Raw genomic sequence first — 25,237 nt, 5'->3', positions numbered from 1 at the left:
TCGATGCTTTTGCTGTTTGTCGCCCTCGCGGTTTTCGTGGCCTGGAGCTGGTTGAGTTATCCGGCGGTCGGCCATTGGCTGTATGACCTGAACATGGCCATCGAGGCCAAGTTGTACAAACTGCACAAGATCGAAGTGCCGATTGCCGAGATGACCGTGTCGACCTGGCAAGGCGGACCTTATGAGGCCTCCAGCGCGATTCTGATGTTGCACGGCTTCAGCGCCGACAAAAACCTGTGGCTGCGTTGTGCCCGGCATTTTGTTCGCGAATACCGGGTGATCATTCCGGACCTGGCCGGCCATGGCGAAACCGGCTTCAAGGCGGGCGGCGGCTACGACATTGCGCTGCAGGCGAAACGGATGATTCAGTTACTGGATGTCTGCGGCGTGGAGCAGGTGCATGTGATCGGCAATTCCATGGGCGGTTACATCGCAGCATGGCTGGCGGCCACCTATCCGGACCGGATCGCGTCGGTGGCATTGATCGATCCGGCTGGTGTCACAGCGCCGGAGATCAGCGACATGGAGCGCCATCTGGCCCGTGGCCATAATCCGTTCCTGATCAACTCGCGAGAAGAGTTTCGCCAGTTTTATGCAATGACCATGGAATCGCCGCCCTGGGTACCAAAATTGGTGCTGGACGCCATCGCGCAACGTTACGAGCGGCAACGCGATGAGCTGGAAGAGATTTTTCGTGACTTTCGCGCCAGCCCACCAATGGAGCCAAAACTGCCAGCGATCCGATGCCCGGCGCTGTTGCTGTGGGGGCGCAAGGATCGTTTGATCGACGTCAGCAGCGTGCCGGTGTGGAGCAAGGGCATTGCCAATCTGCGGGTCGAAGTCTGGGACCACGTCGGGCACATGCCGATGGTCGAGCAACCCGCGAGTACCGCACGCCTGTATCGGGAATTTCTCGGAAACCAGCGATGAAACCCAACACCGTAGGAGCTGCCGAAGGCTCGGGCCGCGATCGGACGATCTTTTGATCTTGCTTGTAAAAAATCACTCAAAAGATCGTCCGATCGCGGCCCGAGACTTCGGCAGCGCCGCCACGGGACGAGATATGAGGCATAGATGAATATTCTTTATGACGAGCGCCTCGACGGTCAGTTGCCAGAGGTGAACAAGGCCGAGTTGCTCAAGGCCCTGCAACAGGCCATGCCGGACCTCGATATCTTGTGGCGCGAGGAAGAACTCAAACCCTACGAATGCGACGGCCTGTCCGCCTACCGCACCACACCGATGCTGGTCGCCCTGCCCCAGCGTCTGGAACAGGTGCAAACCCTGCTCAGGCTCTGCCATCAGAACAACGTACCCGTGGTCGCTCGCGGCGCCGGGACTGGCTTGTCCGGCGGTGCCTTGCCACTGGAAAAAGGCCTGCTGCTGGTCATGGCACGCTTCAACAATATTCTGCATATCGACCCCGCCGCGCGCACCGCTCGGGTACAACCCGGCGTGCGCAATCTGGCGATCTCCCAGGCAGCTGCGCCCTTCGGGCTCTATTACGCGCCGGATCCGTCGTCGCAGATCGCCTGTTCGATTGGCGGCAATGTCGCCGAAAACGCCGGCGGCGTGCATTGTCTGAAGTACGGCCTGACCGTGCACAATCTGCTGAAAATCGAAGTACTGACCATCGAGGGCGAACGCCTGACGCTGGGTTGCGAAGCGCTCGACTCAGCAGGCTTCGACTTGCTCGCATTGTTCACCGGCTCCGAGGGCTTGCTGGGGATTATCACCGAAGTCACGGTCAAATTGCTGCCAAAGCCGCAGGTCGCAAAAGTGTTGCTCGCCAGTTTCGATTCGGTGGAAAAGGCTGGCCGCGCCGTGGCTGAAATCATCGCGGCGGGGATCATTCCCGGTGGGCTGGAAATGATGGACAACCTGGCCATTCGCGCCGCCGAAGACTTCATCCATGCCGGTTACCCGGTCGAAGCCGAGGCAATTCTGTTGTGCGAACTCGACGGCGTCGAAGCCGATGTTCACGACGATTGCCAGCGAGTCCGCGAGGTGATGAATCAGACCGGGGCCAGCGAAGTGCGTCAGGCGCAGGACGAAGCCGAGCGCGTGCGCTTCTGGGCCGGGCGTAAAAACGCCTTCCCCGCCATCGGGCGCCTGTCGCCCGATTACTACTGCATGGACGGCACCATCCCGCGCCGCGAACTGCCCGGTGTCCTGCAGGGCATCGCGCGCCTCGGACAAGAATATGGTTTGCGCGTGGCCAACGTGTTCCATGCCGGCGACGGTAACATGCATCCGTTGATCCTGTTCGACGCCAACCAACCCGGCGAACTGCATCGCGCTGAAGCCCTTGGCGGCAAGATCCTTGAATTGTGCGTGCAGGTCGGCGGCAGCATCACCGGCGAACACGGCGTCGGCCGCGAGAAAATCAATCAGATGTGCGCGCAATTCAACAGCGATGAGTTGCGCCTGTTTCACGCGGTAAAAGCCGCATTCGATCCGCAAGGTCTGCTCAATCCCGGCAAGAACATCCCGACGTTGCACCGTTGTGCCGAGTTTGGCGCCATGCACATTCACGCCGGACAGCTGCCGTTCCCCGAACTGGAGCGTTTCTGATGACCGACTCCGATGCCGTCGATGCCCTGCTCGATCAGGTCAATCAGGCGCGGGCCAACGCCACGCCGCTGAAAATTCAGGGCGGCAACAGCAAGACGTTCCTCGGTCGCGAAGTGGCCGGCGAAGTGCTCGACACCCGCGCCCATCGCGGCATTGTCCGTTATGAGCCGACCGAGCTTGTGATCAGCGTGCGCGCCGGCACGCCGCTGTCAGAGCTACTTGCGGCGCTGGATGAAGCCGGGCAGATGTTGCCGTGCGAGCCGCCGTCATTCGCTGGAGGCGCCACGGTCGGTGGCATGATCGCCAGCGGCTTGTCCGGGCCGCGGCGCCCGTGGTCAGGTTCGGTACGGGATTTCGTCTTGGGTACACGAGTGATCACAGGCCTCGGCCAGCACCTGCGGTTCGGTGGCGAAGTGATGAAAAATGTCGCCGGGTATGACCTGTCACGCTTGATGGCGGGTAGTTTCGGCTGCCTCGGCGTGCTCACCGAAGTGTCGCTGAAAGTTCTGCCCAAACCGCGCCAGTGCCTGAGCATCCGCCTCGATATCGACGGCCCCCGCGCCTTGGCCAGACTGGCCGAATGGGGGCAGCAACCGCTGCCGATCAGCGCCGCGTGCCACGATGGCACCCGTCTGTATTTGCGCCTTGAGGGCGGCGAAGGCTCGGTAACGGCAGCCCATCAACGCCTTGGCGGTGAACCGTTGGATTCAGTGTTTTGGCGCGATCTGAATGAACACCGTCTGGCATTCTTTGACGAAGGCTTGCCATTGTGGCGGCTGTCGCTGCCGAACAATCTCGGGACACTGAATTTGCCCGGCAAGCAACTGATCGATTGGGCAGGCGCGCAACGCTGGCTAAAGTCCGATGCGACAAACATTCACGCCCTCGCCCATGAACTCGGTGGTCACGCGACCTGTTTCACCCACGGCGCCTGCGAGTCACCCTTCCAGCCACTGGCGCCGACGCTGCTACGCTACCACCGGCAACTCAAAGCGCAACTCGACCCGCAAGGGCTGTTCAACCCCGGGCGGATGTACGCGGAGTTATAGCCATGCAAACCACCCTCAGCGAGCAATCCCGCCAACTGCCCCGCGCCGCCGAAGCGGAAAAAATCCTGCGCACCTGCGTGCACTGCGGCTTCTGCAACGCGACCTGTCCGACCTATCAACTGCTCGGCGACGAACTCGACGGCCCGCGCGGGCGTATCTATCTGATCAAGCAAGTGCTCGAAGGCGCCCCGGCGACGGAGCAAACGCAACTGCATCTGGATCGCTGCCTGTCCTGTCGCAACTGTGAAACCACCTGCCCGTCCGGCGTCGATTATCACAACCTGCTCGACATCGGTCGTGCGGTGGTCGATCACGCGGTGCCGCGTCCCGCCGCGCAGCGATTACTGCGAGAGGGTCTGCGCGCCCTCGCGCCAAATCCTGGCCTGTTCAAAGGCTTGCTGCGAATGGGCACGACCTTTCGCCCGCTGCTGCCGCGTCTGTTCGAAAGTAAATTGCCGCAGCATATGCCGCACTCCGGTGTGCGCCCCGCGCCCCGTCACGCCCGGCGCGTGCTGTTGCTGGAAGGCTGCGTGCAACCGGGGCTTTCGCCCAACACCAATGATGCGACGGCACGGGTGCTCGATCGATTGGGCATCAGCGTGACAACGGTGACTGAAGCAGGTTGCTGCGGCGCGCTCGACTATCATCTCGACGCCCAAATCAAAGGCCTCGACCGCGCCCGGCAGAACATCGATGCGTGGTGGCCGCACCTGCAAAACGGTGCCGAAGCGATTGTGCAAACCGCGAGCGGTTGCGGCGCGTTCATCAAGGATTACGGGCACTTGCTGGAGGGGGATCCCGCTTACGCCGCGAAAGCCCGGTTGATCAGCGAGCGGACGTTGGATCTGGTGCAGATTCTCGCGCAGGAACCGCTTGAACAGATCTGCGCCGCCAGTGAGCGGAGGATTGCCGTGCATTGTCCGTGTACCCTGCAACATGCGTTGAAACTCGGTGGCGCGGTCGAAGCCGTGCTGACACGCTTGGGCTTCAACCTGACTGCCGTGCCCGACGGCCATTTGTGCTGCGGCTCGGCGGGCACCTATTCACTGACGCAACCGGCGTTGGCGCGGCGGTTGCGCGATAACCGACTCAATGCACTGGAAAGCGGCCGGCCCGAATTGATCGTCACGTCGAATGTCGGTTGCCAAAGCCATCTGTCCAGCGCCGGGCGCACGCCGGTCATGCACTGGATCGAGTTGGTGGATCAGTCGTTGGCAGAATGAAGTTCGTAGGATTCTTCGTTTGCCCGCGTCAGCGAAGGCTGCGATCTTTTCGCTCATCCATTCGTGACCCGTGGCAGGAATTCTTTTCATGACCGTGCAGCCGTTCGTCAGCCCTGACCTGATCCGCCAACGCTTTTCCAAAGCAATGTCCGATATGTACCGCGAAGAAGTGCCGCTGTACGGCGCGTTGATGGAGTTGGTGGAACAGACCAACCGCGAGGTGCTGAGCCGCGAGCCGGACATCGCCCGGCAGCTCGCCAACACTGGTGAAATCCAGCGCCTGGACATGGAGCGCCACGGCGCGATCCGCGTCGGCACGGCAACAGAACTGGCCACCCTCGCCCGTCTGTTTGCGGTCATGGGCATGCAACCGGTCGGTTACTACGACCTGACCCCGGCGGGCGTCCCGGTGCATTCCACGGCGTTTCGCGCCGTGCACGAAGCCGCGCTGCAAATCAGTCCGTTTCGCGTGTTCACTTCGCTGTTGCGCCTGGAATTGATTGAGAACCCTGAGTTACGAAGCTTTGCCGAATCGGTGCTGGCCCAACGTTCGATTTTTACTGCGGCGGCTTTGCGCCTGATCTCGCAAGCGGAAACAGCCGGCGGCTTGAACGAAGCCGAAGCTGCGGAATTCGTCCTACAGGCGCTGGAGACTTTTCGTTGGCATCACAGCGCAACCGTCACCGCCGCGCAATACCAGACGCTGAGCGCACAACACCGGTTGATCGCCGATGTGGTGGCGTTCAAAGGCCCGCACATCAATCATCTGACGCCACGCACGCTGGATATCGACCGCGTGCAGGAACAGATGCCCGCCCATGGCATTACGCCCAAAGCGGTGATTGAGGGCCCGCCCCGCCGCCAGTGTCCGATCCTGCTGCGCCAGACCAGTTTCAAGGCGCTGGACGAACCGATCGCCTTTACCGATCAAGGCAGCGTTCGCGGCAGCCATAGCGCGCGTTTCGGCGAAATAGAACAACGTGGTGCAGCGCTGACCCCCAGGGGGCGTGCGCTGTATGACCGCTTGCTGAACGCCGCGCGGGAGGAACTCGGCGACTTCCCCAATGAGGGAAACGCTGCCCGCTACAACGAGCTGATGGCGCAACACTTCGGCGAGTTTCCTGACAGCGTCGAAGGCATGCGTGAACAGGAACTGGCCTATTTCCGCTACTTCGCCACGGAAAAGGGTTTGGCGGCGGCAGGAATTGGGCAGTCATCGCTGGAAGACTTGCTGCGCGAAGGCTATGTGAAAGCGGAACCGCTGGTGTACGAAGATTTCCTGCCGGTGAGCGCAGCGGGGATTTTTCAGTCAAACCTTGGCGATGCAGCGCAGACGCATTATGGCGAGCACTCGAATCGCCAGGCGTTCGAACAGGCGCTGGGGCGCGCGACCATTGATGAGTTGGCGTTGTATGCCGAGACGCAGCGGCGCTCAATCGAGGAGTGTCTGGCCCAGCTTGCGCGTTGATAAGATCAAAAGATCGCAGCCTCCGGCAGCTCCTACAGAGGAAACACATTCCAATGTAGGAGCTGCCGAAGGCTGCGATCTTTTGATCCGCACCACGCGTCGGTTCAATGAAGGCTTTCAGCCATACTGCGCAACAAGTTGCGCAGTTGCTCGTAATATTTCACGGGGTAAATCCTCTGCAGAGCACGCCGTGCAAGGCCCATAGCCAAGTGCGCAAGAAGTTGCGCACCACTGCGCAACTTCTTGCGCACTTTCTTCCGTTCAGCACGCTGAGAATCGCCGCCAATCGCCGCAAACGAGCCTTTCGCCCCCAGCCATCGGACACTTCACAAAACGTGGCACGCTCCTTGATAACAGTCAGCCACCCACCGGGCGATCTCGCCCCGGGCACCCTAACTTTATCCGCAAGGAGAGCACCCCATGGCAACACCAGCGTACATGTCGGTTACCGGCGAAAAACAAGGCCTGATCACTGCAGGCGCATTCACCGCCGACTCCGTTGGCAACACCTACCAGGAAGGCCACGAAGACCAGGTCATGGTTCAGGCTTTCACCCACGACGTGATCATCCCGCGTGACCCGCAATCCGGTCAGCCAACCGGTCAGCGCGTACACAAGCCAGTTGTGATCACCAAGGTCTACGACAAGGCTTCGCCACTGCTGCAAGCAGCACTGACTTCCGGCGAGCGCATGAGCGAAATCGTTATCCAGTGGTACCGCACTTCGGCCCAAGGCACCCAAGAGCACTACTACACCACCAAACTGGAAGACGCGATCATCGTCGCCATCAACAACAAAATGCACAACTGCCAGGATCCAGGCAACGCGCACTTCACCCACCTGGAAGAAGTGCAGTTCACCTACCGCAAAATCACCTGGACCCACGAAGTATCCGGTACTTCGGGTTCCGATGACTGGCGTGCTCCAGTCGTTTAATTACGGCTGATCGTTACACGCATCGGCCAGCTCTGCTGGTCGATGTTGTTTACGCCCCTCCAGAATTTCGCGTACGTTGAGCCGCTTTTTGCGGCCGTCGACGGGCGCCGCTGTACAGCACGAGGAACAAGGGATGTTCGCGCCGGCCAATGAAACCCACTTTGCCCTGACCATCGAAGGGCTTTCCGCTGACTTTCAGGTGTTTACCCTGCAAGGCCGGGAAGCCATCAGCCAGCCTTTTGTCTTTGAGGTGGAGCTGGTCAGTGAGCAGCCGTCGCTGGACCTCGAAACCCTGCTGCACAAACCGGCCTTCCTGCAACTGTCGCCCGACGGCAGCGGTATTCATGGCCAGATCTACCGCGCCGCGCAAGGCGATTCGGGCAAACGCCTGACCCGTTATTCGGTGACGCTGCGTCCACAACTGGCGTACCTCGCGCACCGCATTAACCAACGTATCTTCCAGAACCTCAGCGTGCCGAAAATCATCGGCATGGTGCTGGAAGAGCACGGCATTCAAAGCAACGCCTACGAGTTCAAGACCGGCTCGATCTATCCCGAGCGCATTTACTGCGTGCAATACGACGAGTCGGATCTGCATTTCATCCAGCGTCTGTGCGAAGAGGAAGGCATTCACTTCCACTTCCAGCACAGCGCCACGGCGCACAAACTGGTGTTCGGCGATGACCAGACGGTGTTCCCGAAACTGGCGCCTGTGCCCTATCAGCAAGACTCCGGCATGGTCGCCAGCAACCCGGTGATCAAGCGCTTCGACCTGCGCCTGGAAACCCGCACCAGCCGCACCACTCGCCGCGATTACGACTTTGAGAAACCGCGCCTGACGCTGGAAAGCGAAAACCGTGGCGACGCCCTGCCCGACCTCGAGGACTACGATTACCCAGGCCGTTTCATCGACCGCGAGCGCGGCAAGCATTTGGCCAAACGCGCCCTCGAACGCCACCGCAGCGACTTCCAATTGGCCGAAGGCAAAAGCGATCAGCCACTGCTGGTCAGCGGCCATTTCCTCGCTCTCACCGAACACCCGAAAGCCAAGTGGAACGACCTCTGGCTGCTCACCGAGGTTCTGCATGAAGGCAAGCAGCCGCAAGTGCTGGAAGAGTCGGTGACCAGTGACACCACCGCGCTGAAAGACGATTTCCATCAAGGCTACCGCAACCGTTTCCAGGCCACGCCGTGGGACGTGCCCAACCGCCCGCCCCTGCGCCACCCGAAACCGCGCATCCTCGGCAGCCAGAGCGCCGTGGTCACCGGCCCCAAAAGTGAAGAAATCCACTGCGACGAATACGGCCGCGTCAAAGTGCAGTTCCACTGGGACCGCGAAGGCCAGGCCGACGATAAAACCAGCTGCTGGCTGCGCGTCTCCAGCGCCTGGGCCGGCGCCCAGTACGGCGGCATCGCCATCCCGCGCATCGGCATGGAAGTGCTGGTCACCTTCCTTGAAGGCGACCCCGATCAACCGCTGATCAGCGGCTGCCTGTACCACAAGGAAAACACCGTCCCCTACGCCTTGCCGGCGAACAAGACCCGCAGCACCTTCAAAACCCTGAGCTCCATGGGCGGTGGCGGCTACAACGAACTGCGCATCGAAGACAAAAAAGGCCAGGAACAGATCTACCTGCACGCCCAGCGCGACTGGGACGAAAACATCGAACACGACCAGAAAATCCGCGTCGGCAACGAACGCCACGACACCGTCGAGCAAAACAGCTACACCGAATTCAAAGCCGAAGAACACCACACCGTCTACGCCGACCGCAAAGTCGAAACCCGCGCCAACGACCACCTCACCGTGGGCGTGAACCAGCACATCAAGATTGGCACCGGCCAGTTCATTGATGCTGGCCAGGAAATCCACCTCAGCAGCGGCATGAAAGTAGTCATGGAGGCTGGTGCGGAACTGACCCTGGTCGGCGGCGGCAGTTTTATCAAGATCGACGCCGGCGGCGTAACCCTGAGCGGGCCGGTGATCAACATGAATTCCGGTGGTAGTCCGGGCAGTGGGACTGGGGCTGCGCCGTTGATGCCGGGCGTGCTGAAACAGGCCGATGCTGACAAGGCCGGTCAGGTCCTCACCCCGGCCCAGATCAATACCCTCAAACGCAACGCGCCGTTCTGCGAAGAATGCGAGAAATGCAAGGCAGGTGCCTGTGCCATCTGATCGACTGACACCCAAGGACTGGCTGGCGCAACAGCCACTGCAAAGCGGCGAGCGCCTGTACCTGATTATCAGCGCGGCAAGTGATGCCGACGCGTTGAAAAACCTTTACCTCACCGTACCCACCGCCCAGCTCCTGCCGATCTGGGGCGGCACGCCCTACTCCACCTGGCAACCGGTGATGCCGTATGTCACCGAAATCAAGGGCAACTCCGCGTTCCTGCCATGGATCGCCGAAACCGACGCCCTCGACTGGGGCTGGCTGGCGGTATCACGTTCAGAGCCGAACGAAGTGTTCGAACATCTGCGCAGCCTGACGCAGGTGAAAATGCCGGATGGCACTGAGGTGTTTTTCCGGTTTTGGGACGGCCGCCATATGTACCCGATTCTGCATGGGCTTGGAGACAAGGCTGGGGAAGTGCTGCCGGTGTTTGAGCGGTACCTGATTAACGGGCAAACGCTGGAGGTCGGGACAAGGGTTGTGCCGAAGGTGCGGGATTGGCCGTGGTGGGAGGTGCCGAAGGATTTGCTGCAGGGATTGATGGCAGAAAATCCCTCGACCGTCATCGGCAACATGTTGCAGTGGCTGCAGGAAGAACACGCTGATCTGTATTTCTCGTTCCCCGAATCGAACCTGAAACAAAAAGTGGCGCGCTTTGTTAAACGCACGCCACTCACGGAAGAAAATTTTACCGGGCTGTTGAAGGCCTATCTGGAAAAAGAGGTGGTGGCATGAGCGTGTTAATGGGCGGGATCGTTGGCGGTCTTACAGCAAAACAACCCGATGCTCAGGCCATCATCAACGACTTCAAGAAGTGCCTGAAGGATTATCGCGAGCATGCCGAAGCCTGGTACGGTGGCATTCTGGATGCGGAGCAGCAGTTCAAAGTCGGTGACGAAGTTGGCACGGCTGACAAGGACAGCAAGAAGGAAAATACCCTTTATGCCAACTGTCCTGCGAACGGCAAGCTGGTGCTGGTCCATAGTTTCGAGTCTGCGCGTTTTGTGCCGATCGGCAATACGCCAGTTCAACTGACGCCGGTCGTCAACGGCCGCTTCGTCGGCAAAAACGAAGTTGGTCCAACAATCAATAAAACCATTGACGCGTCAGGGATTCTTGAAGTCTCAGGCCTTACCCCAAATCAGCAGTACAAAATTATCTTCTTTCCGAATCCGACGCGTGCCCAGATCGACAGTTTGTTCAACTCCTATCAGGGTGTAATCGGCGAGCTGGGTGGCTGGCTACAAACCGAATGGAGCACCAACTTCCTGCCGTTATGGCAGGCTCACACCGATGCCTCCCTTGGTGGTCGCGCGTTGCAGGAACTGGAAGCGGCTTGGGAAGGCTTCATGAAAGCAATCATGGGCTTGTGGGGCGATATCAAAAGTCTCTACGACCTCATCGCCCATCCTCGCGAAAACTACGAGAAGCTGAAAAGTTTTTTCACTGAAGAACAGATCAAGAAGATCTACGACGCCTCTGCCGACGCTATCCACACTGCTTTATTGATCGCTAGCGATGAGCCGCTGATGTGGATATATGTAGCGGCCATCGTGGCCTGGGTGAGGATGCTGCCGCCGCAGACTTGTACCGAAGTGCTGGCGCAAATGTCGACAGAGTTCCTGCTGAACATTCTGATCGGCGTTGTATTGACTGGTGGTCTTGGCCTGGCCGTACGCGTGGGTACAAAAGCCGTCAAAGGGGTACAAAGCAGCGGCAAAGTCATAAAGCTGATTGAAGACTTCACCGGCATGTTGATGAAAGTCAGCAAGTCCAAGGCAACGCCGCACACCGAAGCATCAAAACCGTTGTTGCTCAATGGTGATTCGAAATTCAATCCGGCGCGCAAAGCGGATGTTCAGATTGCCGCTCCCAAACCCGCCGAAACCGCGACAGCTCCGAAGAGCAAGCCACCGGTCACTGACGGCAAAGTGGAATCCGATGCGCAGATTCAGACACGTAAAAAAGATGAGCCAGCCTCACGCATCGAGCAGGTAGAGGCCATCGACAACGCCCCCGAACAGCCGAAGAACCCAGCGAAAAAACCCGCACAATGCGTCGACGACACATGCTCAGACGGCGAACCCGTATCGATGGTGACCGGCGAAGAGTTACTGACGCTCACCGATGGGGAACTGGGTGGCCTGCTGCCTTTTGAGTGGACACGCCTATACCGAAGCAGCGCAGTCGAAATTGATAGCCGCCTCGGCTATGGCTGGAGTCATTCACTGTCTCATCGCTTGCAGATCGACGATGAGGGCGTGCTGTGGACGGACAACGAGAACCGGCAAACCCGTTTCCCGATGCCCACGGAACAGCGTCCGGCCATCACTAACAGCTTGGCGCAGGCAGCGATTTATCTAGGCAATGAACCCGGCGAACTCATTTTGACCCAGGCCGGGCCAAAAACACGCTTTTACCATTTCCGTGCCGGGCGCCTGACAACGATCAGCGATGCTTACGAAAATCGTCTGCACATCAGTTATGACTTCGTTGATCGTATCCAGCGCATCGATAATGGCGCAGGGCGCGCGCTGTTGTTGCGTTACGACAACCGGCACATTGTCGCTGTGGATCAACAGCAACAACGCTCCGAATACAATGAACGCGGCGAACGCCAAGAGCCATGGCTGACGATTCATACCCTCGTCACCTACCGATACAACGCACTTGATCAACTGGTTTCTTCTACGAATGCGATCGGCGAAACCGAGCATTACCGCTACAACGATCAGCACGTCATCCTCGAGCGACAAATGGCCGGAGGGGCCAGCTTCTTTTGGGAGTGGGAGCGTGAAGGCAAGCTGTCCCGATGCGTGCGTCATTGGGCCAATTACGCGCAGATGGAAGCGCGTTACGAGTGGGACGATAAAGGCTCGGTCATTGTCCATAACGCTGACGGCAGTGAACTGGTCTATGTGCATGACGACAATGCCCGCTTGGTCAGTGAGACCGCGCCAGACGGTGGCGAAACGCAGAACGCTTATGACGATCAGGGTCGACTGATTGCCGTTAAAGATCCCATGGGGGCGATCACCGAGTATCAGTACAGCGATGCCGGACGCTTGATTGCGGTGATTCCACCGGAAGGTGTTCCGACGCGTTACAACTACTTCAACGGTCAACTTATTGATGTCCAGCGCGGTAAGGCGCGCTGGAAATACGAACGCAACCGCCAAGGCGATATTACCCAACAAACCGATCCTGACGGCAACGAGACCTTCTACAGCTATGACCGTCAGGGACGCTTGCTGGAGATCCGTCATCCCGACGGTAGTCGTCATCAATTGGGCTGGAACAACCTCGGCCAGTTGTTGGAAGAACGCTTGCCAGATGGCGGTCAACGCAAGTACCGCTACGATGCACTCGGTCGGCAGACCACTCGCCAGGACGAATTCGGTGCGATCACCCAATACCAATGGGATGCCGTCGACCGCCTCACTCAGGTCACTCTGCCCGGCGGCGCCACCCGCGCATTTACCTACAATCCGTATGGCCGCGTCACTGCCGAACGCGACGAGCTAGGCCGCATCACCCGCTACGAATACGCCGACAACCTGCACCTCGTCAGCCGCCGCATCAATCCCGACGGCAGCCAACTGCGCTACCGCTACGACAACTCACAACTCAACCTCACAGAGATAGAGAACGAGCGCGGCGAACGCTATCACCTCGATTACTACCCGAACGGCCTGATTCAACAGGAAACCGGCTTCGACGGCCGCCGCACGGCTTACGAGTACGACCTCAACGGCCAACTGCTGAAGAAGACCGAATTCGGCCATGACGGTAGCGAACTGACTACCGAATACCAGCGCGATGCCGCAGGTCGTTTGCTGGTCAAGAAGCTGCCCGATGGCGAAGAAATTCATTACAGCTATGACGCGCTTGGTCGCCTGGTCAATGTCGACGACGGCCATTGGCCGCTCGCCTATGAATACGATGTGCAAGATCGACTGGTCACCGAGCATCAGGGCTGGGGCACAACCCGCTACGAATACGACAGCGTCGGCCAACTTAGCCATTACCGCCTTCCTGATGGCAGCACACTCGACTATCGTCATCTGTCCGGCGGGCGGCTGAGCAGTATCGACCTGAACGGTTCGCGCCTGACCAGCCACCAGTTCAACGCCGGTCGTGAACAACAGCGCCAGCAAGGTTTGTTGCTCAGCCAATACCAATACGATGAACAGGGCCGACTGCAAGCGCACAGCGTCAGTCAGCGGGATAAACACCTGTTTCAACGGCGATATAACTACGACGCCAACGGCAACCTCGCTGGCATCGACGACAGCCGCAAAGGCAATCGCAGCTATCACTACGACCCGCTCGACCGACTGATCAGCGTGCGCGGCGCCATGCCAGAGAGCTTCGCACACGACCCGGCGGGCAACCTCCTCGGACAAAATGACCTGCCCGCAGCCAACCTCGCCAACGTCAAAGGCAATCGCCTGCTGATGCAAGGCGACCGCCATTACGACTACGACGCCTACGGCAACCTGATCCGCGAACATCGCGGCACCGGCCAAAAGCTCGTCACCGAATATCGCTACGATTGCCAACACCGCTTGATTGGCGTCAGCCTGCCGGGCGGCAGCACCGCGTCTTACAAATACGACGCTTTCGGTCGCCGCATCGAGAAAACCGTCGACGGTCACACCACTGAATTTCTATGGCAAGGCGAACGATTGATCGCCGAAAGCGCCGAAAATCGCTACCGCAGCTACGTCTACGAACCGGGCAGCTTCCGCCCGTTGGCAATGCTCGACGGCGAAGGCCCACTAAAAGCGGCCCCGTTCTACTACCAACTCGACCACCTCGGCACGCCGCAGGAACTGACCGACTACAGCGGCGAGATCATGTGGTCGGCTAAATACCGTGCCTACGGTAACCTTGCGGCACTCGACGTCAGCGAGATCGATAACCCGCTGCGGTTTCAGGGTCAGTATTTCGATGCGGAGACAGGGTTACATTACAACCGGCACCGCTACTACAATCCGGGGACTGGAAGGTTTTTGACGCCGGATCCGATCAAGCTTGCGGGCGGGTTGAATAGCTACCAGTACGTGCCTAATCCTACGGGGTGGGTGGATCCTCTAGGATTGAGCGGCAACTGTCTGGATGATAATACGCAACCGCAGGGAGCGAGTCCTGGGTCGAGTACGGACAACGTCGTAAAACAGGCAGGACCTTTGGCGCCTCCCGAGCCGCTGCCCGTGGGTCAGGGCTATCACAACGAAGTTTATGGTAGCAAGCCTGTAAAGCCGCAGAATGCGGTAGAAAGATGGGAAAGTTTCTTAGGTGAAGGACCTTATACAAATATTCACCCGAGGACTGGATTACCAGACAACGACAGAATCGTTTCGTCCGACGGCAAGAGGAGTATTCGATATGGTGCACATGAAATGAACAGCAAACCCAACAAGCACCATTACCATGAAGAAACATGGACTCTAGACTTAATTAACAACCTAATGAATGTCGACAACACTGTTATACGAGTCCCGCCAGGTACGAAATAAATGAATATTACAGTCACCGAGATTATAAAAAAAAGCCCTAACAAAACGCAGATAGCATACTCAACCGCCTACGGTAATGGAGTCTCGATCTTTATAGGTCCGCAACCCAAAAAAGGTCAAGCATATGATGTCGAGTTTAACATCGACGATAATCTTTTTTGGAGAGACAACATAGTAATATCCAAAAAAAGAGCACCTTCCATACATCACGAAAACGGTAAAACACTCATTACCGCGGAGTTAATCGCCATCGAAGATGACGGCTGTGGTGTATTAAAAATAGGCGATTCTGTATCGCTAGTATCTATTGAAAAACAACACCGGCCCCTCCCCCTATTTGTAGACATAATTTCGGAGGACATTTCGTTTTATCCAATCGATCTATGAGCGAGGATGAAATCGGAGCGAAGGCAGCGACTCCAGAGGACTAGCAATGAAGAAAACCCTTATAGAAAGGGGTGCTCATATTAGTGAATCTGAATACCCGCACTGAATTCACCGAGCTTGAAAACAAAGATGACCAGACGGATCACTTCAACCTGTGACCGATTGAAAATCCAAGAACAGGCAAAGTATCTGGCGGAAAAAACCAATATCATTTAAAGGACAACAAAAATTTCTAGAATAATCAAGACGGAAGCTGACTCTTCAATAGAGCATTAACTACCCTACCCCCTATTGGAGAGGCAATACTGCCCTCCCTAAATATAAACAACAAGAGACCGGCAATAATTACCGAACTTGACATTAAAGAATATCCAGAAGCCCCATGAAGCGTAAGAAATCTGCATTCAATACTTTTAGGATAGGCTTCAACTGCAGCAACGTTGTAGATCTTTTAATAAAAAATATTCCTGCAAAAAATCTGACATGAAAATATCAAGTGAATCCGAGCAATACAGAATTCGCGCAACGAATGAAGAGTCGGTAAAAAGAGTTCGAGACGAAACATGCTGTGCTTTGCGGCCCCTCCGCGTATTTGAATTCTCCTCAGTGATTTTGATAAGCCTATCATTCCGGCGTCGAGATGACTGATGTGAGTGCAGGAGATCACCTCGCCAATTCACATCCGGGGACACCAGTCATTACGAATTGAACGCCGACGGTGGCCTTACCCCCAGATCAGCTTGACTGACGGCGCCAACCCGCGACCTTACTTACAATCCTATAGCCGGGTCACGGCCGAACGCGACGAGCTTGGCGTATCAATCGCTATCAATACGCGACAACTTGCACCTTTTTAGCCACCTAATCCATGCAGCAGTGATCGTCGTTACGAATACGGCACGTATTGGCAACCCTAATTGTTAACGGCGCGGAAACGGCCAAAAGCTCGTCGTCGAATACCGTTACAACTGTCAACCTTTGCGGCGTCAGCCTGCCGGGCGGCAGCATCGCATCCTACAAATACGACGTTTTCGGTCGCCGCAGCGAGAAAACAGTCGGCGGCCACACCACTGAATTCCTGTGCAAGGCGAATGCTTGATCGCCGAAAGCGCCGATGAAGGTGAACATCTTCAATTTCCAACAGAAAACAGTGGACCTCTGTTTTTGGAAAAAAAAAGCTACTCCCCATCCTGTATGCGCAAACCTCATTCGTGCAGGCGTAGCCGTACCCTCAATCCCCCCTCTCAACCCACCCACCCTCAAAATTAAGCTTCACCTAAGGTTCCCTCGCTACCCTCCTCATCCATGTACCGAACCGGATGAGCCCTTCTGTCATGAAAGCCTTTGATCTGCCCACCCCACAACCGGCCAATTTCAGTCTTGTCCTGGTCAATTACAAAACCCCGGACCTCACCCGCATGTGCCTGGAGCTTTTGCGCGAGCACGTCACGCAGAACCAGATTCCGGTATGGGTGGTGGACAACGATTCGGCGGACGCCAGTCTCGATTATTTGCGTTCGCTGGACTGGATCAATTTGATCGAGCGTCCTTCGCCGGGCAAGGAGGCCGGGCATATCGCTCACGGCAAAGCGCTGGATCTGGCGCTGGGCAAAGTTACGACGGATTATCTTTTTTTGCTGCACACCGACACTTTTGTTTACGACAAGGAAGTGTTCGCAATGATGATGCGTGAGGGCACGAAAACGCCTGATATGGCAGCGGTTGGTTGTGTCGAGCAAATCAATCGCGGGGCGGTTCGCGATACTTGGCGTTTAACTTCGCGTTTTTGCAAACACTATATTCGTCGTGCCAAAACCCGATTGGGAATGAAATCGAAAGAGCCAAAGCCGTATCGGGAAACTCATCTGAAAAGTTTCTGTACATTGTGGAATGCGCGCTTGATGAAATCTCAAGGCCTGCACTTTTGCATGGATGATCGGGTTCCTGGTTACACGCTGCAGGACCGCATGACCGCGTTGGGCTACGGCATCAAGTTCCTGTCGCCACGCAAGATTTTCCATTACCTGGATCACATCCAATCCGGCACAGTGGCTGCAGCCGGCACCTACGGCAAGGATCACCGACGCACCAAGATGTATCAGGCCACGCTCAAGCGCTTCCAGGCTGCAAGCTAACCCGCGATCCGATAGGACATTCCCCCACAAAAAAGGGCGACTTGAAAAGTCGCCCTTTTTGTTTTCATTTTTTGTATACATGACCGGAAGAGGTGTTCGCCCAGTGTAATGGCCTGGCAATCCATGCACCGGTAAAGAGCCCTGACACTGGGCGAACGCCGTGGATTTTAAATGAAGTTGGTGAATATGTCGTCAGTAGCAATGATGAAATTTATGTACCAGAAAGTTAAAGCCCAGCATCGCCGATATTTACCGAGAAACTTTTGACGTTCAACTTTTAAATGACTGTTCTCATACCCAAACTTGTACAAGAACAATCATATTGTAGAGTCAATACTCAACTTTCGTGTTGACTGGTCACTTTTAAGATATCGGTGTAAGTGACGATAACGCTCTGCCCTTCTTTCAAATCTTTGAGTTTGGCTTGAATCTCAGGCCTCTTGACGTCAAGGGTTTTCGACACGCCTGCCGGGTTCTGCAGCGTCACCTGATTTTTCTTTAAATCAATTTTGGTGATTTTCAGTTGCACCTGAACCTGTCGGAATGCTTCGCCGCCGGGGTTATCACTGCCCGGCGCATTACGCAGCTCGCCGGTACGCTCGGTGGAGCCAGGCAGACCTTTATCCACATCGGTGTCGAGATAAGCAGCGATGGAACGCTGCACCTCAATGTCGACCTGATCGCCAGGCTTGAGGTTGGAAAGATTTTTCGCCTTATCGGTCAGCTGAACGTGGACCTGACGACCCTCCGCGCCTTCAAGCACCACTTGGTGATTGGCGGCATCGACTGAGACCACTTTGGTAGTGACTTTGTCCGCTTCGATTGCGGCGGACAGCGGAATGTCGGCGGCCAACGCGCCGAAGCTGATGGAGGACAAAACAGTTGCGAGGGTGATGGCCTTGGCCAGTGCGTCGAGCTTCATGAGCAATCCTTTCCCAGTGATGAAATGGCAGCACCCGCGCCGAATCGACTTCAGCGCCGGGCGTGCCAGTGAGCATAGACGCTGTTCAAGGCTTGACGTGGGTTTGTGCTGCGGGGTCTTGCGAGGCAGGGGTCTGGGGCGCGCAGGGTTGTTGCTTCGCGGTCTCCTGGGCAGTGGATTCGCCGCTGGGCGTACCCTTGCCGCTGTTTTGCCGCTGCTTGGGATCGGTCGGGCGCAGCGCATCATTGTCACGTTCGGTTTCGCCAGCCGGGCGTGGCTCGTCGGGATTGTCGTTTTGGCTGATGGGTCTGTTCATGGTGATAGTCCTCAGGCTTCGGGGTCGTCCAGTTCGCGGGCGACGTTGACCTCGGGTGAATGCTTATGCAGGTCGTCGGCTTTAGCGCGCAGTAACTGCCACTGCTCAAGGTCGATCGCGCCTTGGCCGAGCAAGTCGTCGGCGATGCGCTGCAGATCGAGATAGTGCGCGTCGGGAGAGTCTTGCCAGTACGCTTGATCGTCAAACAGGCGTTGCCAGGTCTCGAGGTCTGGGGGTTGCAGGTCGTCGCTCATGGCACTTCCTCGGCGGGTTTCCCGTTAGAGAACGACGCGGCAAGCCAAGTTCAAAGCAATCCTGTGTGAGCTGCCGCAGGCTGGGATCTTTTGATTCGTCCATTGAGTCAAAAGATCGCAGCCTTCGGCAGCTCCTGCATAGGCGCTCAGTAGCCAGTCATTTCCAGATAGCCTTGGCCGGAATGGCTGCCGGTGATGCGCACCGGGCCTTCCCAATAGGGAATACGCAAATTCATCCACGCATTGCGATTGAGCGCGTCGAGGCTGATGTCGAGGTGTTTGTCGGGGATGCTGATTGACCATTTCACCGGCATCGACCGCCCGGCAACGCTGGCGGTGTCTTGCGCGGCGAGTTGGATCTGCGAGCTGTTCAATGTCTGGGTCTGGCCGTCGGCAGCGATCCATGTGCCGGTGAGGTACGGCGCGCCGTCCTTCTGGCGCATGCGATAAAGCATTACGTGTTCGCCGCTGTCCAGGTGCAGGGAAAACCAGTCCCAGCCTGTCTGGTTGGCGGTCAGCGGCTGGCTGCTCCATTCGCGATCAAGCCATGCCGGGCCGCTGACGGTGTAGGTTTCGCCGTCGATCTGCACGGTGCCACTCGCCTGAAAAAACGGCTGACTGTAGTAATACGAGGCCTGGCCTTCTTCGGATTTCTGACTGAATCCCTTGTCACCCTGAAGCACCAGCGGACGACTGGAAGTCAGGCGCAATTGATAGCTGAAATGTTTGTCGCGAGCCGTCAGTTGCATGTCGGCCAGCGGATCCGGCGCCTGACTGGCAAACCGCCAATCGTCAATCCACGCCTCAAACGGCGCCAGCCGCACGCCGGCCTGTCCCACGCCGCCCCGGGCGTAACGTTCAGCAGCGTGATGAGCCGAGCGCGAAGTCACCGCGGCATGCCCGAGCCAGATTGTCTGGCTAGCCCATCCGCCCTGCTCTGCCAGTGGCTTCAGCGCACTGCGAAACAAGGTCCACTGCGCGCCGAACTCGTTGCCCTGCTGATCCTTGAGGTTGGCGGTGACGTACCACCATTCGATGCGAAAACCTTCGTGCGCGCCGTGATCCGCCGGAAAACTGAATGGCCGCCCCGGCACCACCGGTGTGTATGCCATCGCCTGATCACCCATGCCGGCGAAGCCCTTTTGCTCAGGCTGGGTTTGATCGCAGCCACCGAGCAGCAGCAACACGAGCGCCAGCATTACCGCGTTAATTTTCATGGGCGAACGTCCTGAGCAAATCCGCCGGTTGCGTGCGGTATAGCGAATACAACGGCCACGCCGAAGCCAACAGCGTCGCCAGCAAAGCCAGCCCCATCAATTGCAGCAGTTGCCACGGAAATACCCGCAATGGCAGACGCCAGCCAAACGCCTGCACGTTGATCACCGCATCCAGACACCACGCCAGTGCGATACCCAAAGGCAACGCCAAGACCAGCGTCAGCACCGCCAGCAGCCAGGTCTGGCCGAGGTTGAGCAACATCAATTGCTTGCGCGTCACGCCGAGCGCCCACAACGGTGCGAGCTGGCCGAGACGGCTCTGGCTTTGCGTCAGCAGGCTGATAAACAGCGCCACGCCGGCAACCGCCAAGGTCAGACTGTTGAGCGCCGCCGTCGCGGCAAAAGTGCGCTCGAACACCTGAACCGACCAACCTTTGAGCCGCGCCTGATCGACGATACGGCTGTCATCCAGCGCAAAGCGCGCCTGCAATGCATCCAGCAATGGCGGAATATTTTGCGGCTCGATGCGCAAGTTGAAACGGTTCGGCGTGAGTTGCGGCCAGCCGCGCAGCAGGTGCTTGGCGTTGACCAGCAAGTGCCCTTTTGGATTGCCATAGTCGGCATAGATGCCAACGATGCGCGGTGACCAGGCACCGTTTGGCGTGGGGATTGTCAGGTGCTCGCCGGGGCGAACGTTGAGGCGCCGGGCGAGTTGTTCGCTGAGCATTACCGTGTCATCCGCAGCCAGATGTCCCCACGGATCGCCCGCGCTGGCATCCAGCAGCGGCCAGTGCTGACGATAATAAGGATGATCAATCACGCCGAACACTTCTGCCGGCCAGCCTTGCAGCGTCACCGACACTTGCCAGTTGGGCAGCACGGCCGCCACGTTCGGCTGTTGCCTGAGCCAGCGATCCATTTCGCGCGCCTGAGCCGGGTTGCTCGGGTTGAGGTAAAGCTCGGCGCTCAGACGCTGCTCGAGCCAGTCATTGAAGGTCTGGCGAAAACCGGCAGTCATGCTGCCCGCGCCGATATTGGCGGCGAGCGCCAGCAACAACGCCATCAGCGCCAGACTCAGCGCGGGCAATTGCTGACGGCAATCGGCGAGAAACCACTGGCCGAGCACCGAACGGTTGCGCCCGAGCAACGGGCTCAACAGCGCGCTGAGCAACACCGGCAGAGCCAGCGCGGCACCGAGTAGCAGGCCTGCCATCAGTACAAAACCGCTGGCCAGGCTATCGCCCCAAATCAACGCCGCCAACGCCGTCACTGCCAACAACGCAGCCAGCCAACCCTGACGCCGCAACCAACGAGCATATTGCTCGTGCCAGGCTTGCGGATCGGCGACCGCCAATAACGGCAGTCTGGCCGCCCGCAGCAAACTGCTGGCGCCGGCGAGCAAGGCGCCGAGCAGGCTCAAACCGATGCCGCTGAACCACCACCAAGGACTCAGGCGCAACTGCCCCGCCACTTCCGCGCCATACAAACCGCGCAGGCTGGCGGCGACATCCGGCAACAGAACACTCGCCAGCCAGTAACCGCTGAGCACGCCAAACAATCCGCCGAGCAGCGCCAGAACGCCCAACTCGACCATCAGACAGAGGATGAGCATGCGCGCACTGACCCCGCACGCGCGCAAAGTACGCAACAAGCCACGGCGCTGTTCCAGAGCGAGACCGATTGCCGCGTGGACGATGAACAACCCCACGACAAACGACAAAAATCCCAAGGCATCGAGATTGAGGTGGAAGCTCTCGGTCAGTCTTGCGAGATTTTTTTCCTCGCCGCTGCTTTTCAGCTGCAACTGGCCTTTGAACGCAGTCGGCAAGTCCGCGTGGAAATCCTTCGGCAGCAACAGCCGCGACAGCTGCCCGGGTTGTTCGAGCAAGGTCTGCGCTACGCCGATGTCCACCAGCAAAACACCCGGAGCCATGTCGTTTTGTGCGAGCAGCGGCGGCAATAGCCGCCCGTTTTCGGTTTGCGGGGTGTCGCCTTCGTGCAGGTCGAGGGCTTGCAAGGTTTCCGGAGAAATCCACGTACGGCCCGGCGGCATGAAAAATTCGACGACACGCTCGATCGGCATCGCCTGCCCGGCCACTGCGGAATCCGCCGGGAGCGACACCGGTTCGATGCCCATCAACTGCAGTCGCTGGTTTTCGTGGCCTTTGAGGTTCAAGCGGCCCTGTAACAGCGGCGACACTGGCCAGCCCTGTCGGCGCAGATCGACAAACCACTGCTGGCTGAAAGTTGCACCGTTTGGCGTGGCGAGACTGGCTTGCGGTTCGCCGCCGATCATCTGGCTGGCGCGGGCATAGCTGTCGCGAGCCTGACTGTTCAGCGCTTCGACGCCGGTGAGCAGGCTGGTCGCCAGCCACAACCCGGTCAGCACACTGAAAAACTGCACGGGATGGCGTCGCCAATGACTGAGCAGCGCACGCAGGGTCTGGCGAAAAACGTTCACGTCAGCCGTCCGTTCGACAGCACCACCCGCTGCGCCAGACGCGCGGCGACCCGCTGACTGTGAGTGACCATCAACAGCGTGGTCGGGGTGTCCTCGAGCAATTCAAGTAACAGCCGCAACACTTCGTCGCTGGTCGCCTCGTCGAGACTGCCGGTGGGCTCGTCGGCCAGCAGCAATTTCGGCTGTGACGCCAGCGCCCGGCCCAGCGCGACCCGTTGTTGTTGCCCGCCAGAAAGCTGTTCCGGATAACGCGTGAGCAAGTCGCCCAAGCCCAGACGCTGCACCAGATGCGCCTGCCAACGCGGCTCGTGGCGCCCGGCCAGCCGCGCCTGGAAGGCCAGGTTGTCTTCGACGCGCAGACTGCCAATCAAGTTGAATTGTTGAAACACCAGGCCGATTTCTGTGCGCCGCCAGTTTGCCAGTTGCGCTTCATTCATCGACTCCAGCCGGTGCTCGCCGCTGCGAATGCTGCCGCGATCGACCTTGTCGAGGCCGGCAACCAGGTGCAGCAAGGTGCTTTTGCCACTGCCCGATTCGCCCATCAGCGCCAGACTGCCACCGGCCTCCAATGTCAGGTCGACACCTTGCAGTACCGGCAGCGCGCCTTGTGGGGTGAGATAGCTTTTGAAGACATTTTCAACGTGGAGCATGCCGTCACCTGAGCGGTCAGAATGAGGCAAGGATAGCGGATGTCGATGGCAGATCAGAACCTGCGGTGAATCTCATGGCCCCATCGCTTGCAGGGCAAGCTCCCACAGGGGGCAGTGGTGTATTGAAAATGTTTCAGCTCGCTGGGGGATGCGATGTTCGCCGCTCTCGCCGCACACGGTGGGAGCTTGCCCTGCAAGCGATGGGCCCGTTGTGCCAGCAGAAACTCTTACGGCCCCGAAGCCACACTCGCCGGCGCCTGCACCGGCGTCACGATGCTGCCCAGATCAATGTGTTTCCACTCAGGCTTGGCCCCCAACCGCGCATTAAAGCGATAGTTGAAGGTGAACTCATCGGCCGTCGCCACACTCAACGGCTTGCCGTAAACCGCCTCGATTCCCGCCAGGTCGTAACCCATCAACTGCAACAGCGTCGGGAAAATGTTGTAGTGGCTGGAGCGATCCTTGTTGGCCGCCAGTTGCGCCGTCCAGTCCGGGGTCTGCAACCGGCTGCCTTGAATCACCACCAGCGGCACCAGCCCTTCCTCTTCAACCGGATCGCCGCCGCAGTGGGTGTTCAGCCCGGGATTACCGCGCTCATGCAGGTCCTGGCCATGATCAGAGGTATAAATCAGCAGCGCATTGCTCAGATCAGCCTGAGCGAACACTCGCGAAAAAAACTCGCCGACGTTCCACAGCAACGTGTTTTTGTAGGCATTGCGATACAACACCCAATCGTCGGGCTGACCATTGAAGCCGTTGCGTTCGCCGGTATCGGCCACTTCGGTGAACTGCCCGCGCGGCAGGGTCGGACGATAAGCCATGAAAGCATCCGGGTATTTGTCGTGCACCGGAAAGTGCGCGCCGACCTTGTTGATCACCACCAGCTCAGGCTTGCCGTCGTTGAGCAGGTCGATCAGCTTCGCCGCAGCCGCCATGTCGCGATCCCGCACGCTGGTCTGATCGAACTGGACGAATTCGTCGATATCCTTTTTCTCGCTGTCGGTCATCAGATTCTGCAAGTTACCGGCGGTGCGTTGCGCGTCGATGTACACCGTCCGCAGCCCTGCGTTTTTCGCGTACTGCCAGATCGACGGCAGTGTGCTGTTGATGCGCATGTAATCAGCGCGAGTGCCACCGAAGCGCAGGGTCACGTTGGTATCGGCGCTGCAATTGGCAATGGACGCGGCATAGCCGTAATTGAAAATGTCTACGCCGGCCGGCGCTTGCTGGAGGTTGCTGTGCACGCCGAACGGCGCGTTGATATCCAGATAATTGCCGGAGATGCTTTCGTCGATGATCAGCACAATGTCGTGGCCGACGGCTTGCGCGGTTCGCGCCAGCTTCACGGGTTCGCGCGGGCCGACGGTGTTGTGCAGCGCTTCATAGGCAAACAGGTTCAGGTAGGCCAGCGGCGTGTACATGATCGGCAAGCCCCGCGCGCCCTCACCCGCCCGCAAAAACAACACGGCGCTGAGCAATAGCACGCCACACACCGGTGCCGCCACGCGCAGCGCGTTGGGCACAATCAGCGCGTGCCGCGGCTTGAGACCGATGCCGAACAACAGCAGCAAGCCAATGAGCACACTGCGAAGAATCGCGTCGCGATATTGGTAGGCCGCCTCCTGAATGAAGCCGCCCGAGTACACCAGCGAGACGAAATCGCTGTAGTTCAGGTAATCCGCGGTGACCCGGGTGTAGACATCAAAGAAAATTGCCGAGACAAACATCGCCAATGCGAACAGATGTCGTATGAGCGCTTGTCGTATATAGGCAGTCAGATATAACGCCAAAGTAAGCGCCAAAAACATCGCGCCAAAAAGAAGTACAGGAAAATGCATGCCGATAGCATTTAACCGCTCCAGGTAATAGTCGGAATAAAGCAGCACATACACAATTAACAGCAAGTCTTTGATGTATCGAAACATGGCGATTCCGGGGTGCTTGAAAGG

18 protein-coding genes and 1 pseudogene are annotated in these 25,237 nt (G+C 58.1%); 12 read left to right on the top strand and 7 right to left on the bottom strand.

What is annotated here, in order from left to right; genetic code table 11:
• The first annotated feature begins 3 nt into the window (after positions 1-3).
• The 12 genes and pseudogenes from EL257_RS10200 to EL257_RS10145 all read left to right on the top strand — a co-directional run bounded on the left by EL257_RS10200 (position 4) and on the right by EL257_RS10145 (position 17,468).
• Positions 4-930, top strand: coding sequence for an alpha/beta fold hydrolase (locus tag EL257_RS10200; RefSeq protein ID WP_126362169.1), 927 nt, complete (start codon positions 4-6; stop codon positions 928-930).
• Positions 931-1,074: 144 nt separating this feature from the next.
• On the top strand, positions 1,075-2,574 hold the full coding sequence (glcD, locus tag EL257_RS10195; protein WP_126362167.1) for a glycolate oxidase subunit GlcD: 1,500 nt from the start codon (positions 1,075-1,077) through the stop codon (positions 2,572-2,574).
• Entirely contained in the window at positions 2,574-3,623 is a 1,050-nt protein-coding gene (gene glcE, locus EL257_RS10190) for a glycolate oxidase subunit GlcE (RefSeq protein WP_126362165.1), read from the top strand. The genes glcD and glcE overlap by 1 nt, the downstream gene beginning before the upstream one ends.
• Before the next feature lie 2 nt (positions 3,624-3,625).
• The gene (glcF, locus tag EL257_RS10185) at positions 3,626-4,846 is read left to right on the top strand and encodes a glycolate oxidase subunit GlcF (RefSeq protein WP_126362163.1); all 1,221 of its coding nucleotides are present in this window, start codon (positions 3,626-3,628) and stop codon (positions 4,844-4,846) included.
• 88 nt (positions 4,847-4,934) lie between these two features.
• Positions 4,935-6,314, top strand: coding sequence for a VOC family protein (locus tag EL257_RS10180; RefSeq protein WP_126362161.1), 1,380 nt, complete (start codon positions 4,935-4,937; stop codon positions 6,312-6,314).
• Between the two features lie 420 nt (positions 6,315-6,734).
• The gene (locus EL257_RS10175) at positions 6,735-7,250 is read left to right on the top strand and encodes an Hcp family type VI secretion system effector (RefSeq protein ID WP_007949952.1); all 516 of its coding nucleotides are present in this window, start codon (positions 6,735-6,737) and stop codon (positions 7,248-7,250) included.
• A gap of 133 nt (positions 7,251-7,383) precedes the next feature.
• On the top strand, positions 7,384-9,426 hold the full coding sequence (tssI, locus tag EL257_RS10170; protein ID WP_126362159.1) for a type VI secretion system tip protein TssI/VgrG: 2,043 nt from the start codon (positions 7,384-7,386) through the stop codon (positions 9,424-9,426).
• Positions 9,416-10,159: a DUF4123 domain-containing protein gene (locus EL257_RS10165; protein WP_126362157.1), complete on the top strand. Its 744-nt coding sequence runs from the start codon at positions 9,416-9,418 to the stop codon at positions 10,157-10,159. The genes tssI and EL257_RS10165 overlap by 11 nt, the downstream gene beginning before the upstream one ends.
• On the top strand, positions 10,156-14,946 hold the full coding sequence (locus EL257_RS28260; RefSeq protein ID WP_331852537.1) for an RHS repeat-associated core domain-containing protein: 4,791 nt from the start codon (positions 10,156-10,158) through the stop codon (positions 14,944-14,946). The genes EL257_RS10165 and EL257_RS28260 overlap by 4 nt, the downstream gene beginning before the upstream one ends.
• The gene (locus EL257_RS10155; RefSeq protein WP_126362155.1) at positions 14,947-15,333 is read left to right on the top strand and encodes a hypothetical protein; all 387 of its coding nucleotides are present in this window, start codon (positions 14,947-14,949) and stop codon (positions 15,331-15,333) included.
• A gap of 924 nt (positions 15,334-16,257) precedes the next feature.
• Positions 16,258-16,449, top strand: a pseudogene (locus EL257_RS10150) (type IV secretion protein Rhs); the annotation flags it as partial.
• Between the two features lie 218 nt (positions 16,450-16,667).
• Positions 16,668-17,468, top strand: a complete 801-nt coding sequence (locus tag EL257_RS10145; RefSeq protein WP_126362153.1) for a glycosyltransferase family 2 protein — start codon at positions 16,668-16,670, stop codon at positions 17,466-17,468.
• A 337-nt stretch (positions 17,469-17,805) separates the two neighbouring features.
• On the opposite strand, the gene EL257_RS10140 is transcribed toward EL257_RS10145, so the two are convergent.
• From EL257_RS10140 to EL257_RS10110, 7 genes are all read right to left on the bottom strand, one after another.
• Positions 17,806-18,390, bottom strand: coding sequence for a hypothetical protein (locus EL257_RS10140; RefSeq protein WP_126362151.1), 585 nt, complete (start codon positions 18,388-18,390; stop codon positions 17,806-17,808).
• 85 nt (positions 18,391-18,475) lie between these two features.
• Complete coding sequence (locus tag EL257_RS10135; protein WP_126362149.1) at positions 18,476-18,706, bottom strand: hypothetical protein; 231 nt, start codon at positions 18,704-18,706, stop codon at positions 18,476-18,478.
• An 11-nt stretch (positions 18,707-18,717) separates the two neighbouring features.
• Complete coding sequence (locus tag EL257_RS10130) at positions 18,718-18,960, bottom strand: hypothetical protein (protein ID WP_126362147.1); 243 nt, start codon at positions 18,958-18,960, stop codon at positions 18,718-18,720.
• A 146-nt stretch (positions 18,961-19,106) separates the two neighbouring features.
• Positions 19,107-20,177 carry a lipocalin-like domain-containing protein gene (locus tag EL257_RS10125; RefSeq protein ID WP_126362145.1) on the bottom strand — a complete coding sequence of 357 codons (1,071 nt, stop codon included), beginning with the start codon at positions 20,175-20,177 and terminating at the stop codon, positions 19,107-19,109.
• Positions 20,167-22,638 (bottom strand): ABC transporter permease, encoded by a 2,472-nt coding sequence (locus EL257_RS10120; RefSeq protein WP_126362143.1) that lies wholly within the window; start codon positions 22,636-22,638, stop codon positions 20,167-20,169. The genes EL257_RS10125 and EL257_RS10120 overlap by 11 nt, the downstream gene beginning before the upstream one ends.
• Positions 22,635-23,288, bottom strand: a complete 654-nt coding sequence (locus EL257_RS10115) for an ABC transporter ATP-binding protein (RefSeq protein ID WP_126362142.1) — start codon at positions 23,286-23,288, stop codon at positions 22,635-22,637. The genes EL257_RS10120 and EL257_RS10115 overlap by 4 nt, the downstream gene beginning before the upstream one ends.
• Positions 23,289-23,515: 227 nt before the next feature.
• Positions 23,516-25,213, bottom strand: coding sequence for a sulfatase-like hydrolase/transferase (locus EL257_RS10110; protein WP_126362140.1), 1,698 nt, complete (start codon positions 25,211-25,213; stop codon positions 23,516-23,518).
• Positions 25,214-25,237: the final 24 nt, after the last annotated feature.

Origin of the sequence: Pseudomonas fluorescens (assembly GCF_900636825.1) — a bacterium.
GTDB classification, from domain to species: Bacteria; Pseudomonadota; Gammaproteobacteria; order Pseudomonadales; family Pseudomonadaceae; genus Aquipseudomonas; species Aquipseudomonas fluorescens_BG.
Note: the sequence above shows the minus strand (reverse complement) of the source record. Positions and strands in the feature narration are given on the sequence as shown.

Bases quoted from the DNA above. Each gene is read 5' to 3' on its own strand.
- EL257_RS10200 (WP_126362169.1), top strand. From the start codon at position 4: ATGCTTTTGCTGTTTGTCGCCCTCGCGGTTTTCGTGGCCTGGAGCTGG.
- glcD (WP_126362167.1), top strand. From the start codon at position 1,075: ATGAATATTCTTTATGACGAGCGCCTCGACGGTCAGTTGCCAGAGGTG.
- glcE (WP_126362165.1), top strand. From the start codon at position 2,574: ATGACCGACTCCGATGCCGTCGATGCCCTGCTCGATCAGGTCAATCAG.
- glcF (WP_126362163.1), top strand. From the start codon at position 3,626: ATGCAAACCACCCTCAGCGAGCAATCCCGCCAACTGCCCCGCGCCGCC.
- EL257_RS10180 (WP_126362161.1), top strand. From the start codon at position 4,935: ATGACCGTGCAGCCGTTCGTCAGCCCTGACCTGATCCGCCAACGCTTT.
- EL257_RS10175 (WP_007949952.1), top strand. From the start codon at position 6,735: ATGGCAACACCAGCGTACATGTCGGTTACCGGCGAAAAACAAGGCCTG.
- tssI (WP_126362159.1), top strand. From the start codon at position 7,384: ATGTTCGCGCCGGCCAATGAAACCCACTTTGCCCTGACCATCGAAGGG.
- EL257_RS28260 (WP_331852537.1), top strand. From the start codon at position 10,156: ATGAGCGTGTTAATGGGCGGGATCGTTGGCGGTCTTACAGCAAAACAA.
- EL257_RS10155 (WP_126362155.1), top strand. From the start codon at position 14,947: ATGAATATTACAGTCACCGAGATTATAAAAAAAAGCCCTAACAAAACG.
- EL257_RS10145 (WP_126362153.1), top strand. From the start codon at position 16,668: ATGAAAGCCTTTGATCTGCCCACCCCACAACCGGCCAATTTCAGTCTT.
- EL257_RS10140 (WP_126362151.1), bottom strand. From the start codon at position 18,390: ATGAAGCTCGACGCACTGGCCAAGGCCATCACCCTCGCAACTGTTTTG.
- EL257_RS10135 (WP_126362149.1), bottom strand. From the start codon at position 18,706: ATGAACAGACCCATCAGCCAAAACGACAATCCCGACGAGCCACGCCCG.
- EL257_RS10130 (WP_126362147.1), bottom strand. From the start codon at position 18,960: ATGAGCGACGACCTGCAACCCCCAGACCTCGAGACCTGGCAACGCCTG.
- EL257_RS10125 (WP_126362145.1), bottom strand. From the start codon at position 20,177: ATGAAAATTAACGCGGTAATGCTGGCGCTCGTGTTGCTGCTGCTCGGT.
- EL257_RS10115 (WP_126362142.1), bottom strand. From the start codon at position 23,288: ATGCTCCACGTTGAAAATGTCTTCAAAAGCTATCTCACCCCACAAGGC.
- EL257_RS10110 (WP_126362140.1), bottom strand. From the start codon at position 25,213: ATGTTTCGATACATCAAAGACTTGCTGTTAATTGTGTATGTGCTGCTT.